Origin of the sequence: Dolichospermum sp. LEGE 00240 (assembly GCF_015207875.1) — a bacterium.
Taxonomy (GTDB): domain Bacteria; phylum Cyanobacteriota; class Cyanobacteriia; order Cyanobacteriales; family Nostocaceae; genus Dolichospermum; species Dolichospermum gracile.
Window position 1 is genome coordinate 1 of sequence record NZ_JADEVZ010000067.1, and the last position, 14,574, is coordinate 14,574.

General features: G+C 39.6%; 12 protein-coding genes. 2 read left to right on the forward strand and 10 right to left on the reverse strand.

Features of this window, described 5'->3' with window-relative positions; translation table 11 throughout:
• Nucleotides 1-32: 32 nt before the first annotated feature.
• Nucleotides 33-560, forward strand: a complete 528-nt coding sequence (locus IQ226_RS18955; RefSeq protein WP_193897902.1) for a DUF192 domain-containing protein — start codon at nucleotides 33-35, stop codon at nucleotides 558-560.
• A gap of 659 nt (nucleotides 561-1,219) precedes the next feature.
• Nucleotides 1,220-1,447: a DUF2949 domain-containing protein gene (locus IQ226_RS18960; protein ID WP_168467481.1), complete on the forward strand. Its 228-nt coding sequence runs from the start codon at nucleotides 1,220-1,222 to the stop codon at nucleotides 1,445-1,447.
• Between the two features lie 85 nt (nucleotides 1,448-1,532).
• On the opposite strand, the gene IQ226_RS18965 is transcribed toward IQ226_RS18960, so the two are convergent.
• The 10 genes from IQ226_RS18965 to IQ226_RS19010 form a co-directional block, all read right to left on the reverse strand.
• On the reverse strand, nucleotides 1,533-2,684 hold the full coding sequence (locus IQ226_RS18965) for an alanine--glyoxylate aminotransferase family protein (RefSeq protein WP_193897904.1): 1,152 nt from the start codon (nucleotides 2,682-2,684) through the stop codon (nucleotides 1,533-1,535).
• A gap of 167 nt (nucleotides 2,685-2,851) precedes the next feature.
• On the reverse strand, nucleotides 2,852-3,097 hold the full coding sequence (locus tag IQ226_RS18970) for a DUF5340 domain-containing protein (RefSeq protein ID WP_193897906.1): 246 nt from the start codon (nucleotides 3,095-3,097) through the stop codon (nucleotides 2,852-2,854).
• Nucleotides 3,098-3,402: 305 nt separating this feature from the next.
• A complete protein-coding gene (trpC, locus tag IQ226_RS18975) occupies nucleotides 3,403-4,284 on the reverse strand; it encodes an indole-3-glycerol phosphate synthase TrpC (RefSeq protein WP_193897908.1) in 882 nt (293 codons plus the stop codon).
• A 148-nt stretch (nucleotides 4,285-4,432) separates the two neighbouring features.
• Entirely contained in the window at nucleotides 4,433-5,863 is a 1,431-nt protein-coding gene (lpdA, locus tag IQ226_RS18980) for a dihydrolipoyl dehydrogenase (protein ID WP_193897909.1), read from the reverse strand.
• Nucleotides 5,864-5,902: 39 nt separating this feature from the next.
• On the reverse strand, nucleotides 5,903-7,159 hold the full coding sequence (locus IQ226_RS18985) for an RNA-guided endonuclease TnpB family protein (protein WP_193897911.1): 1,257 nt from the start codon (nucleotides 7,157-7,159) through the stop codon (nucleotides 5,903-5,905).
• Between the two features lie 1,103 nt (nucleotides 7,160-8,262).
• Entirely contained in the window at nucleotides 8,263-9,135 is an 873-nt protein-coding gene (locus tag IQ226_RS18990) for a hypothetical protein (RefSeq protein ID WP_193897913.1), read from the reverse strand.
• A gap of 94 nt (nucleotides 9,136-9,229) precedes the next feature.
• Nucleotides 9,230-10,267, reverse strand: coding sequence for a hypothetical protein (locus IQ226_RS18995; protein ID WP_228039544.1), 1,038 nt, complete (start codon nucleotides 10,265-10,267; stop codon nucleotides 9,230-9,232).
• Between the two features lie 378 nt (nucleotides 10,268-10,645).
• Nucleotides 10,646-11,527: a tRNA pseudouridine(55) synthase TruB gene (truB, locus tag IQ226_RS19000; RefSeq protein WP_193897950.1), complete on the reverse strand. Its 882-nt coding sequence runs from the start codon at nucleotides 11,525-11,527 to the stop codon at nucleotides 10,646-10,648.
• Nucleotides 11,528-11,605: 78 nt separating this feature from the next.
• The gene (locus IQ226_RS19005; protein ID WP_193897917.1) at nucleotides 11,606-13,366 is read right to left on the reverse strand and encodes an alpha/beta hydrolase; all 1,761 of its coding nucleotides are present in this window, start codon (nucleotides 13,364-13,366) and stop codon (nucleotides 11,606-11,608) included.
• Between the two features lie 250 nt (nucleotides 13,367-13,616).
• A complete protein-coding gene (locus IQ226_RS19010) occupies nucleotides 13,617-14,534 on the reverse strand; it encodes a DMT family transporter (protein ID WP_193897919.1) in 918 nt (305 codons plus the stop codon).
• Nucleotides 14,535-14,574: the final 40 nt, after the last annotated feature.

The window sequence follows — 14,574 nt, forward strand, 5'->3', positions numbered from 1 at the left end:
CTCCCCCACTTCCCCCACTCCCTATACGAGTTATGATTTCTTGGCTTAGTTTATGTTCAATATTACTTAGTATCCTGCTAATGGGCTGTTCATCACCAACCACAGCTAAATTTCCAGCCGTAACACCAGAATCATCAGCCCAAACATCAGTAAATGCTGGTCAAAATCTGCCAATTTCGGCTGAAGCTACTCTGCCTGGAAATATCAAAATTCAGTTAGAAGTAGCACGAACACAACAACAACAACAGATGGGTTTGATGTATAGAAAGGCTTTACCAGATAACCGAGGAATGCTGTTTCTTTTTCCGAACGCACGATCGGTACAATTTTGGATGAAGAATGTACCCGTTGCGTTAGATATGGTATTTCTCCGGCAAGGTGTGGTTCAGTACATCCAAACATCTGCTCCTCCTTGTGACATAGAACCTTGCCCCACCTACGGTCCTAATGTCCTGATAGATCAAGTAATTGAACTTAGGTCAGAACGAGCCAAAGAACTAGGTTTAAAGAAAGGAGATCAGATCAAAATAGATTTCCTAGCTCCTGGTACTATTCGATAAACAGAATCAAGATTGACGATAGCTCTATGCACTTGAATAAGATACAAAATCTCTGGTAAAAGCCATACCACAAGAGACTTTTAACTTCTGACTTCTGACTTCTGCTATGGCAACAATTCTATGTAAAAATAGCATGAGTCTTTATGCTGAATTTTTATCTGGTACAAAATTATTTTTTTGAAAAAATACTACCAAACCTGGCATAAATAGTAGTAAAGAGGTTAATATTTATCAGTAGCCTGAATAACATCAGATTTTAGTTTTTCCAGTTAAGATCACGACTTTAAAATTAAGTAACGAAAATCTCTCTTTTGGCGCAAGTGTAAATAGTCGCCAATAGGTGAGTATAAACTATAAAATCTTTGTTACTTAAATCAAAACAAAAAACTAGAGGATGTTAATGGTGACACTAACATCATGGTTGAAGTATTACCTAAATATCATCCTGATGGGATACACAAGTCACTGTAGTAGAAATTGCTTCGTGATTTTAATTACCTTGACATAGTAGTAGATTCAGATAGATTAATGCTTTACAAAAGGGTTATTTAGAAAAATATATACTTTTTTTATACAACCTCAATTATCTAATCTACTTATAGCAAGGTGACACATAAAATACTGGCTATACAATACCCACAAAATTAGATAAACAACCTATGATCATCAATTCTACTCAAGTAGGTGAGATACAAATGACACCATCAAGATATTCTCGGCTAATTAATTTTCTCCAGGAAGATTTGGCAATTTCCGCTGCTTCCCTCGCTGTAGCATTACGTAACCGTGATCAAGATCCTGGTTCTTTAACTATGACTCTTTGGCAATATGGGTTAATTACGCTAGAACAGTTGGAACAAATTTATGATTGGCTAGAAACAGCGTAGGGAAGAGGCATGGGGGCAGGGAGTAGGGGCAGAATTTACCTATCACCTATTACCCATTACCTATTACCCGCTACGAGTCTAATAACTATTGGGCAAAAACTTTTGCTGCTGCTGCTATACCAGCACCGGGGGTGAAGTTGTCATGACCAACTTGTGGAAGGACAACTTCTAGGGAGGCGATACAGCTAAGAATGTCTCGATCGCTCACAAAACCTAAGTGACCTATGCGGAAAATTTTATTACTCAGATGGTCTTGTCCACCTGCTAAAGCAATATCAAACCGTTTTTTCATTAAAGAACGAATTTTATCGGTTTCGATGCCTGGAGTGGCTACAGCGGTAATGGCAGGACTGGCACATTCATCTGCGGCAAACAGTGATAAATTTAATGCTTTCATTGCTGCACGAGTAGCATTTTTTTGGCGTTCATGACGGGTAAAGATGGATTCTAATCCTTCTTTTTTCATCATGCCTAAGGTGGTATGTAGTGCCACTATTAGGTTGACGGGAGGGGTAAAGGGAGTGGTATTTTTAGCGGTGGCTTTACGATATTTCCCTAAGTCTAAATAATACTTAGGCAATTTTGCGGTTTTGTAGGCTTCCCAGGCTTTAGGACTGACGGAGACAAATCCTAAACCGGGAGGAATCATGTAACCTTTTTGTGAACCAGAAGCAACTACGTCTAAACCCCAAGCATCTACAGGGACGTTGTCAGCCCCTAAACTGGTGACAGCATCAACAATAATTAAAGCCTCTCCATGTTCTTTAACGTGGCGGTTGATGGCTTCTAGATCATTAATGACACCTGTTGAGGTTTCGCTGTGGGTGATAATGACGGCTTTAATTTCTTTGTTGGTATCAGTTTGCAGTTTGGCTGCAAATTGGGCTGGGTCTAAGGGTTGTCCCCATTCTGCGGTGATTGCTTCTACATTTAAGCCAAAGGCTTGACCAACTTCTACCCAACGTTCACCGAATTTACCATTAGAACCGACTAAAATGCGATCGCCTGGAGACAGAAAGTTAATCATTCCCGCTTCTACAGCCCCAGTCCCACTGACATTTAGCATCAATACATCACTGGTGGTTTGATGTAGCCATTTCAGGTTTTCTGTCACCTCTCCCATCATGCTACTAAATTCACCGCTGCGGTGACCAATGGGATGTTTTGCTAATGCTAGTAAAGCTGCTTCTGGAACTGGGGTAGGACCAGGAATCATCAGCATCAATTTATCGTTCATGTTTGTGTCCTAGTTGAAAATTTCAATACAATACAAATTAACCCCTCTAGGGGATAAAAACACAAAAAAACCTACTCAAATTTTTCGTAGGAATGCCAGTTTAAAACTGTATTAATCAGCCCCACTTTTGCAGGGCTGAGTTTTGTCTAAATGGAAATAGACATTGATCATGAGCAATCTACTTTATCACCAAAATGGTTAATAGACCAACGGTGATCAATGATCAGAGAGGACGATTGAAAAGTTTCTTCTAGTCGCTTTTGTTGGGATGCAGCTTTTCGCAGGGTAATAATTAGTTGGTTAACTTGATTGCGTAGGTCTTCGTTTTGACCTAGAGAAGTCATGGTTTGTCTTTCTAAAAGTTGAAGTATAAGTTCGTAATGGATAGGAGAAGGTAAAGGAATTGGCTCCATGTAGTTTATTATGAAGTTGAAACTTAGGGATGTTTAATTTTTAACTTAGTTAAAGTTTTGTTAACCCCAAATTAATTCTTACACAAGAAATAAATAATTGCAGTTATTCAGGAAGAGATAGCCGGGAAAAATGAGAATTTTAGAGGAAGAAGCAACAGGTAACAGAAAAACTCATGTTTTTAAACATGAGATGGAAATACTGATTTTTGACTAAGCTTTAAAATCTGAAACTTTAGTTTTTTCTGTTCCCTGTTCCCTGTTCCCTTTTTCGTAACCCTTGTTTTATATGGAATTTAAGACTGTAATTAAGCAAAGAGATTGGCTATTGCTAATTGAGGATCTGGTTGTTTTACCAAGGATTCACCAATCAGTACAGCGGATGCACCTGCTTTTTTAACTATACTTAAATCCTCTGGGTGATGCAATCCTGATTCGCTGACCACAAGAATGTTTTTTGCTTGTAACTGTTCACCTCTAGCTGTGAGTAATTGACAAGTTGTTTGTAAATCAACAGAAAAATCTTCTAAATTGCGATTATTAATGCCAATTAAAGAAACACCATCTAAAGCTAAAACTCGATCTAGTTCTTCTAAGTCATGCACTTCTATTAAAGTTGCCATTTTTAGGTTATGAGCAATTTTGATAAAGTATTGCAAATCTTGATCATTGAGGATGGCTGCTATTAATAAAACTGCGTCTGCTCCATGAATTCGCGCCCAATACATTTGGTAAGGATAGATAATAAAATCCTTGCACAGTAAAGGTAAATCTACTGCTGAACGAACTAAGGATAGATTTTCAAAACTACCTTGGAAAAATTTAACATCTGTGAGAACAGAAAGACAACTAGCTCCACCTTTTTGATAAGATTGAGCGATCGCTACTGGGTTAAAATCCTCCCTAAATACCCCTTTACTGGGAGAAGCTTTTTTGACTTCAGCAATTAAAGCCGGATGAGTTTTACCTGGACGTAAAGCAGCCACAAAATCACGAGTTGGTGGTGCAGATAGGGCTTTTATTTGCAATTCCCGCAAAGGTAGCCTTTCTCGCATTTGCTCAACTTCTGTTTCTTTCTGCCAGACAATTTCTTCTAAAATATTATTTGGTGCAGCCCCTTCTATAGCAGATTTATATTGGACTATGGAAACATTAATAACTGGGCTAGGTGAACGACGACGGATTTGCATATTTTTTAAGGAGTTCAGAAGGTAGGGGCGCAGGGCCTGCGCCCTTTGTCAGGAGTCACCGAGTCAGGAGTTCAGAAAGAAGAATCAAGAAGAAAGAAAATTTTTCTCTTACCCATTACCTATCACCTGTAACTCCTTAATTCTTCTATTAACTAACCAATGCCCGTTTATAAGCTTCCTCTAGAACTTCTGAAAGCGTTGGATGAGCGTGAACTAGGTAAGCAAGAGTTTGGATAGATTGACGACTGGCAATAGCGGCGGCGGCTTCATGAATTAAATCTGAGGCGTGGGGACCAAAGATATGTACACCTAAAACCTCGCCAGTATCTTTGCGATAAATTACCTTCGTCATTCCATCAGTATCATTTTCCGCCAAAGCCTTGGAATTACCTTTAAAGTAACTCTTACTAGTGGCAACTTCAAAACCTTCAGTTAAACCCAAAGCATGGGCGGCTGTTTCAGTCAAGCCCACATAGCTAACTTCTGGATGGGTAAAAGCGGCGGCGGGAATACTGCGGTAGTCAACAGTTTTGTGACGACCCATGATATTTTCTACAGCAATAATACCTTGAGCCGATGCCGCATGAGCCAACATCATTTTGCCGGTAGCATCACCAATAGCCCAGAGATGGGGGACAACTTCCCCGTCTGACAATACCGCCATATTATCATTTACAGGAATAAAATTACGGCGATCAAGAGTGACTCCCACGGAATCTAACCCCAGATTTTGCGTAGCTGGAACACGACCGGTAGCGACCAAACAAGCATCAACTTCCAGAACTTCTAAATCTTCTTTAGTTTCAAAGTCAGCCAACTCAATGATTACTGGTGAACCAGGAATAATTTTTTTAGCGTAGATACCGACCTTGGTTTCAATATCACGGGGGTTAATTAAGACCCGTTCTGCCAGTTTAGCAATGTCCCGATCAAATCCTGGCATTAACTCACCCACGGCTTCAATTAAGGTGATTTCACAACCTAAAGCCGAGTAAACATCAGAAAATTCTAAGCCAATGTAACCGCTACCAATAATCGCCACCCACTTGGGTAGAGTTTCTAATTTAACACCTTGATCACTGGTAAATACGGTTTTGCCGTCTACTTCAATTCCCGGAGGAACGAAGGGAACAGAACCAGGAGAAAGGATAATGTTTTGGGCTGTGATGGTTTTCTCACCTTTGTCTGTGGTGATGGTAACTTTTTGTGTACCAGACACCTTACCCCAACCCCGAATAATCTCAACTCCCAAGCGCTTGAGACTGTTGGTTAAGTCTCCTTGAATTTTGGCAACGAGATTGTTAGCATGATCAGCGATCGCTTGTCGTTCAAACTCCACATTACCAATTTGAATTCCCAAAGACTTGAGATGATGGGCATTACGTAATTCCCTCACCTTTCCTGAAGCCGCCAGTAATGCCTTAGAAGGAATACAACCCCTGTTTACACAAGTTCCTCCCATATCTCCAGCTTCAATAATCGCCGTTTTCAGACCGCAACTGATAGCGTGTAAAGCAGCACCATGTCCGCCCACACCAGCGCCGATAATCACTAAATCGTAATCAAATCCAGGACTCACTTTTATTTCCCCGTTATCTTCGCCTATTATCAACGTGAACTACCCACACTGACTTGGAGTACCAAGTACAGTGCTGGCTTCTGTACTCACGGGGGAGTGCCGCAACTTAGACTTTCGCCCCAGTTTTGGTCTTATCCCCCCTCCTACAGCAGAGACGGCTGAACCTTCCGCCTTGATGATTCTGATACCCTCTGCCCTAATATTTATCGCTGCATTGCCATCACGATCATGATGAATACCACAATGAGGACAAGTCCATTCACGGACATCTAGTGGCATATCACCAATTTGATAGAAACAATTAGAACAGAGTTTAGAACTAGGAAACCATCTATCAATCTCCACTAATTTCCCACCTTTGCGTTCTAGCTTATAGGCTAAAAAATTGGTGAATGTTCCCCATCCTGCATCAGATATTGATTTTGCCAAATTGTGATTACGAACCATGCCCAAGACATGAAGATCCTCTACTATGACAGCTTGGCTATCGCTGACCAACTTATAACTAAGTTTATGTAGAAAATCTTGCCGCGAATTGCTAACTCGTTCGTACACCTTGGCAACAACTTTTCTATATCTATTTCTTGATTTACTTCCCTTTTGTTTACGTGCTAATTTTTTCTGTTTGCGTTTAAGGTTTTTTTCGTGCTTGGCAAGGTGTTTAGGGTTATCGTATTTAGAAACCTTGTCACCATCAGTGACAACAGCAAAATGTTTTAATCCTAAATCAACACCGTAAATCTTTCCTTCGGAAATAGTTGGATTTTCGCTTGTGTTTAGCGGAGTCGAAACACGTTCTACTTCAGTCAGGATAGATGCAAAATATTTACCTGATGGTGTTTTACTAATAGCGACAGTCTTAATTTTTCCCTCAATCGGTCTATGTATCTTAGCTTTGACTATCCCAATATTACCTGGAAGCTTGACATTGCCATTTACAATTTTGACATTTTGAGGATATTGAATAGACTGTTTTCCATGTTTAGATTTGAACTTAGGAAACCCCGCACGTTTATCAAAAAAGTTTTTATACGCTGTAGTTAGATTTAGTGTTGTAGCCTGTAAAACTTGACTGTAACAATCACCTAGCCAAATAGTATCTTCTGCTTTTTTGAGAATAGGAAGAAATGCGTTGAGTGCAGCACGGCTAAGTCCTTTACCCGTCTCTTTGTAAGTCTCAATTGACTTATTTAGAGCATAATTCCACCACCATCTAGCGCATCCAAATGTTTGAGCTAGTTGTGTTTCTTGTTCTTTTGATGGGTATATACGAACTTGAACAGCCTTGTGCATCAATCAAATCACCTTCTTGATACATCCATTTTAGCATGATATATTATTTTTGGTAAAGGTATTATACTTGACACTCCCCGGTCTAAAGACACGGGGATTCTTGGTTCAACGAGACCACTTAAACTAGTACAACACGGCATAAATAAATAAACCAACCATTCTAAATCGTTAAAAAGCCTATAGCTCAGAGGTGGGACTCTCCCCAAGCGTTAACTTTCGGTCTGCCCGACCGTAGTTGCATGACTGCAAGTCCTGTTGAGGATGAAACTTTTCTGTTTCAAAAATTCTGATTCGTCTAGTCCTATAAATCTTTTACCTACTGCTAGGAGGGAACTAGAACAATGCAGTAGAACCGCATAGATTTAATTGCCAAGGTACAGATTACCGTTAGGCAGTGAAGTTTTTAGACAGGTTGATTACCTTTCCTGTGATCATTAGGATAACACAAGTCACTGGAGGAAGACAGCCTCTAGTTGGCTTTCATCCCTTGCCTAAAGAAAGGACAGTTAAGTTTTTCCGCCACGCTCCAAAACTTGCCCTCAAGGGTTTTTAGCCTATTTTCTTATAATATTGGAAAACCCTCAAATGTTCTTTGCTCTTACTCGGCTATGCCTCGTATTGATTGAGAACGATTTCGGTTTTTCCCGCCACTGATTCGGAGTACCAAATTCAGTGGGGGACTTACGCCATAGTAGTTAACTTTTTTGTGTAACTTTCTCAAATTAACAAAAAATAACGGAGAAGCTCTTGTGTCTCCCCGTTATTTTTTGTGAGTGTTTAATTAGAGTAAGCCACAAAATAAATGATCCTGTTTTGTCATGCTGAGTGCAGCGTTCGCGGAGCGTGGCGTTAGCCATAGCGAAACATCTCAAGAGATTCTTCACTACACTTCGTTTCGTAATGCCTCTGGCACGCTGCGCTAACAGAATGACATTGGGCATTTCTTTTTGTGGAGTTCTCTTAATTATGTTTGAGACTAGTAGTTCGTCAAATTTATTTTGACAGGTAATGATCGGAAAAAAACTTCTGTTCTTCCCTCCCCTACCCCCGGTGCCTCTCTTCTCCCTCTGCTTGCCTTCACCCGTCATTTTCGGGTTGACAGACTACTAGTTGACCGCTGCTCTCAATTCTTTTAGCACCTTACCAATTTCCACAAAATCTTGGTTTTGTGAAAGCTGTTGCAAAGTCACCGGACTGCTTTCTTGGATAATTTGGTTGTAAATAGTAATAGCATTATGCAAATCGTTGATATCCACATCTACACTTGCTAAAGTAGCATCAGCCGATTGGGCAATAATTGGGCTAAATTTTAAAGCTTTAGTGCTGGCCACTAAATATTTTTTTGGTAACTGAACTGAACTGGAACTTTGTGTAGTAGGAGAGGAAGCAGGGGTGGTGATTTTAATTAAGGTGAATATAAATCGTCCTGCCAATGCCGGACTAACACCAGCCTGCCTTAATATCTCCGTAAATCTATTCGATTCACCCCGTCTGATTGCTTCCGGCTGCCTGAAAGCTACAAGAACTTTACTATTTTCCTTAGTGAATATATTGATGGCTACACGATTGAGTTTGTCTTGACGCTCTGCTGTAATCCTAAGTGAATTTCCTCGTGATGTGCGGACAATGGTAACAGGACTGCCACTTTGACCTCCGGCATTCCCCACACTAGGACTTGTATTACCAGAGCCTGTAGTGCCACCACCACTCATGCTCCCACCAGTCCCCACACTAGGACTCGTATTATCATCGGGATTGGAATTAGTATTACCATTGGAACCAGTAGTGCCACCACCACTTATGCCCCCGCCAGTTCCCACACTAGGACTCGTATTAATTGGTCCAATGTTTCCACCACCACTCATACCACCTGCTGTACCCAGACTAGGCGAAGTTTGGGATTGGCTTGGTTGCTGCCAATTGATTGCCAGTAGGGGAGTGAGAGTGAGAGCCAGAATAAAAGTTCTGATTTTTAACATGGTGATTTTATCAGGATTGAAGTGTTTATTTAGGGTTGGCTGAATAAAGGTAGAAACAATAACAGATAAGGTGTTCAGACTTTTTCAACCAAATCTATTTGGGTAAGAAATTGAAACCATAGCCTATGCTGAGAACAAATACCGTACCGCCCAAGCTAGTATCTGTGAGATCTGCACCTACAGCATTAATTGTCAAGGGAATAGTAGATATAGGGACGAAAGAAGCTCCAACGTTGAAACCAACTCCACTCCAGCCCATACCCACACCGATTTGGGGATGAACTTGTACCCCAACTCCAGCAAATACACCCGTACTTGCATCACCTGTGCGGAAATCGCCACCGCCGGCTCCTACGGAAAAGGAGATGGGCATTTTATTAACAGTATCGTTAGGCTTTAACAGGGAGTAACTTGTAACTACACCATAGGCACTGGAAGGTCTAACTGATTCCCCTTTAACGTGCTGTGCAAAAGACTTCCAGCCAGTAGCCGCAGCTATTTGAGTGTTGCCTTGAGCATAGACAATGCGGTTAGCTTTGAGGTCAAAAGTTCCGTTGTAGCCAAAATTTTTGATACTACCAATGTTGTAGCCAAGTTCTAGACCGATTAGTTTTCGGGCATCTCCTAAGCCAAAACCCATACTGATACTCCCGTCTGGTTGAGTTCTAGCTTTACCAGTGGTTGCTGCGGATGCTCCGAAAAACACATCACCCCAGGTAGCTCCAAAGGCGCTTGGTGTAGCAAAGGTAAGTGAAGGAGAGTAGGTACGTTTGAGTGGAATTACTTTGACCAGAGGGTCAACCAGTAAATATTGGCGTAATTTATCAGTATCAACTTGACCTTTATCATTTGGTACTGAAGTATCTGTTTGAGCAGTGATCCATGATTGTTTTTGATCAAGTAGAGGTTCAATCTTCCGCCCTGACTCTACGTTTTTCGCTAAGACATCTTGGAGATCCGGCAAGTTAGTCTTTAATTGAGCTTGATTAGTTATTAATTCTTTACTGCTATGGGTTTTAGGAGTTATTTCATTTGTTGCAGAAGCAGGGGTAACTGAAAGAGCGGTGATAGCCCATATATAGCTTAATAAAGTTGTACCTATGAACTTTAGCCAATTTGGGCGTAACAACATACATAAAAATTTTGCCTTTGTCAAAATTCTACTCCTCACAACGGTTATATGCGCCCGAATGTATATTAGAGTAATTCCCGAAAAACAGTAATGTACAGGATAAATTATGCTATTTTTATGAATTTTCTGTGAATTTATCAGGAGAATTATGAACTTATCAGGAGAATGTCAAAACCTTTTCAGGTTAAGTAGGTTGGCGTTGAAAATTGTCGTCATAGCAAGGCAATAGGCAAGAGTAAAAGTTTTCCAGACTTGATATTACTGATAACTTGTTCTAAATCCTACTGATAGCGCAGCGTGGCCTTAGCCATACTTCTAGCCCGCACAGATAACTTTTATGGCTTACGCCACGCTACGCTATCAGCAAACCCTAATTATTTAATTGGGATATTCAAAAAACACCATTTGAGGGACTAATAAATCATTTTCTAACTTCCCGACTCCTAAAAAATTGGTTTCTGTTTCATAAACTCGTACAAAGTTGTCAATAGCCAGATTGAGGGGAATTTTTTGACCTTGACACCATTTTTTAGCTGATTCTGGGGCTAAAATTACGGCTTTGAGATGTTGTAATGGTGTGTCTGCGGATATAGGTTGAAATGTGCTGTTTTCGATTTGGGTAGCTAAGTCTGTGAAGTTGAGACTGGTTTGAAGCTGGAAACTGCTGCTTTGTGTGCGAATTAGAGCAGATAGAGTGCCACCTGTGTTGAGTATTGTACCTAAATCACGAGCGATCGCCCGAATATATGTTCCCGCCCCACAAGATATGGCTATATCTAATTCGGGAAAATCTCCGTCTCGCCAGTCTAACACCTGAAGAAGGGAAATTTCGACTGTTCGCACCGGAACTTCGACTATTTCCCCTTTTCGGGCTAAATCATAGAGGCGTTTGCCATCAACTTGAATGGCGCTGTAACTGGGGGGGATTTGCTCAATTTTACCGATAAACTGGGAAAGGGACGTTTTGATATTTTCTAAATCTAATCCTGGACAGGGCGCAGAGGTAATAATTTCCCCTTCTAAATCATCTGTAGTAGTTTGTATTCCTAGCCGAATAGTTGCTTGATAAGCCTTTTCTCCCGGTAAATATTGTAATAATCTGGTGGCTTTACCCAAGGCTATCGGTAATACTCCAGTAGCTTTAGGATCTAAAGTCCCTGCGTGTCCGACTCGTTTCATCTTCAGCAGTTTTCGGACTTTGGCTATGCAGTCATGAGAAGTCCAGTCAAGTGGTTTGTGTAAATTGAGAAAGCCTTGCACAAATTTAGATTTTAGGGTTGAGATTTTTGTATTTTCACACAAATAAGAGATCCCCGACTTCTTCAAGAAGTCGGGGATCTAAATTAAATGTAATAGAGAAACACCGATACCCAGCACCCAAAATCCAAAACGGACTATGGTATGAGAAAGTTTTTTGCTACCAGGATTGGTTTCTTGGAGATTATTACCTAAAACTGGGGCTAATTTGAGATGATCTAGGGACTGGACAAGATTTAAACCCAGAGACTGACTAGAAATACTTTGAGCATAGGCGGCGTTAAGATAGCACAGATATTCTGGTTTTTCAGCTACATAAGTTTGGAAAAAAGGTAAACTCAAAGCATTGATGTAATAATAGGCTTGGGAAGCATCACCTACCATATTCGTTGGTAGTGCTATTTGGTTACTACCAGGATTACTATTACCAATGGTAGAAAAATGAGTACCACCAAGTAGCATGACTAAATATTTTTCGGGATGAATAATCCAGGAAAAAGGGACAATTTGCTCATATAAAGTTGGGGCAACTGTGTCTTCACTACTACCAACAATCATGACTGGGGTATGAATTTGGCTTAACCCGGCTTGTCCGAAAATAGAACTGGTGATAGGATTAACAGCGATCGCTGCCTTGATTCTGGTATCTTGTAAATTGTAATCTTGTCCTGATTGATTGGGCAATTCTAAAGCCCGACATTGCAACAACAAAGACATATTCCAAGTATTTCGCAATTTATCAGGATGACAGTCTGCTTGTAGTTGGGAAAAGTTAATTTTTGCCCCCGCTAAAGCTAAGGCAGTATAACCTCCTAAAGACTGACCAAATACTCCCACTTGTTGTAAGTTCAGCCGCTGTTGAAATCGTGAGTCTGACTCTAATTGATCTAAAATATACTTAATATCTAAAGGTCTATCTTTAAATTCATTGGGGTGTGTAACTTGATTGCTATTACCATTAATTAAAGATTTTAATGGTTTCCCCTGACTACTAGGATGATTGGGAATCACCACAGCAAACCCATGTTTAACTAAATGATTTGCTAAATAACGAAAGTTACTACTATCCAAACCTAACCCATGAGAAATCACAATTACAGGTACGGGATTTTGGGTATTAGGAATATATATATCTGTGGTTAAATGCCGATTACGGATTGCATCAAAAAACTTTATTGTTTGTTTATGGGTTGATAAATTTCCTGGATTTGACAATTTTGGCAGTTGAGAAAAATGAGGATCAGAAATTTGATCAGCTTCTAATTTTGATGCTTGAATTAATGCGGAAATAGTTGTTTCCGTGTCGTTGATCATTTTCCCTAACTCACCAGCAACTTTTAAGCCAGAAGCCACATCAATATTAATATGATCTTGGGGATATTTGCGTAATAAATTTAATAAATTTAATCCCCCCGGTTCAGCAGTAGCAGCAATTAAAGCCGTACGTAATGACCAAGACGTAAATTTTGAATAATCAGATTTAGGTTTAATTAATTCTGCTAATCTTTGTAAGATAAATTTCCCTTGTTGGGTGTCAAGAAATTGGGCAGTTACAGCCGAACTAATTTTCAGTGGTTGAACTAAAATTTTCCTTAATTCTTGCAGTTTATTTGCAGGAATATATTGATAATATCCTGCTAAATCTGCATTAATTATCCCATATTTGGCATAGCTTTCTAAGGCAGTAATAGGGATAGAAATTTCCAGTGCTGAATAGAAAGCATGAATTTGTTCTGCTGCCATAACCGGGTTACTTATCCCAAATGTTGGCAGCAATATGGACAAAATCAGTGTTAGAGAATTTTTTTTGAGGGTGCTGACCCAATTACCAAACATATTCATCGCTTAACTTTTGTGGTGATGTTGTTGAGCGAGGCTCAAATTTTGGTAGTGATTCAAACACCCTGGCAAACTATTCTCAATACTGCCTATTACAGACTACGCAAACAAAATTTCAGACAGATTGCAATTAGTTTACTTTTAATTACTAAGACCTATTTTAACAAGATAATAAATACATGAATTATCTACATCAGTATTTATTATCTACTGTTCCTGATTAATAAAATCTAAATAATGCTAATAAATCCCATTAATTAGATTCACCTAATGCAATAGATATAGAACCAATGACTACAAAAAATGCCCCAGTAAGACCTACTAAAGAAATATTTTCTGGAGAGATAATATTAGGAGTAATTACTGACATCAGCCAACCGGAAATTAAAGTAATAATCGGAGCTAAAGCTAATATAGCACCGACTCTTGAGGCTTGCAAATGTACTAAAGATTCAGCAAAAGCACCATAGGCGACGAAGGTATTTAAAGCGCAAAATATCAAAGTTGAAAAATAGAAAATATCAAGAGTAAAAATTGTATTGATTTTTGCAAATGGTGTGAACAATAAAGCACAGCCACCGTAAATAATCAACATAATTTTTGCTGAAGATAACGATTGCAATAACTGTTTTTGCGATAAGGCATAGATAGCCCATGCTATTGCCCCGAAAACAATCAAGCCGCTACCTAGTAAATATTCACCTTGGGCTGTGATGAGATTAGCTAATTGGGCATGAAAAAATAGTGCAAAACCCAAAGTTAGTACAGCTACACCTAACCATTGAGACAATGTATAACGTTCGTGAAAAATTACTAATCCACCGAAACTTAATAACACACTAGATAATTGAATTATCACTTCAGCATTAGCTGGGGCGGTCAATGCTAAACCTTGCATAAACAGAAAATAGTTAGCAGCTAAAAATATAGTAGCAACTGCTAATAATTGCCAGGAAGTAGCACGCAATTGTTCTAAGGTTGGTAATTGTTGCTGAAACAACAAATAAATTGCCAGGAAAAGGAAGGAAGTTAAAAAGCGAAACCAAATAACGGTGTAGACATCTAGCTCTTGTAGTGTTACCGTCAAAGCTAGAGGTAAAACTCCCCATAAAAAGACAGTTACCAGTGATAAACTTAGACCCAAATACCAACGACCAGAACTTTGATGCATGATTTATAATCACTAAAGGAGACAAATCATTTTTACATAA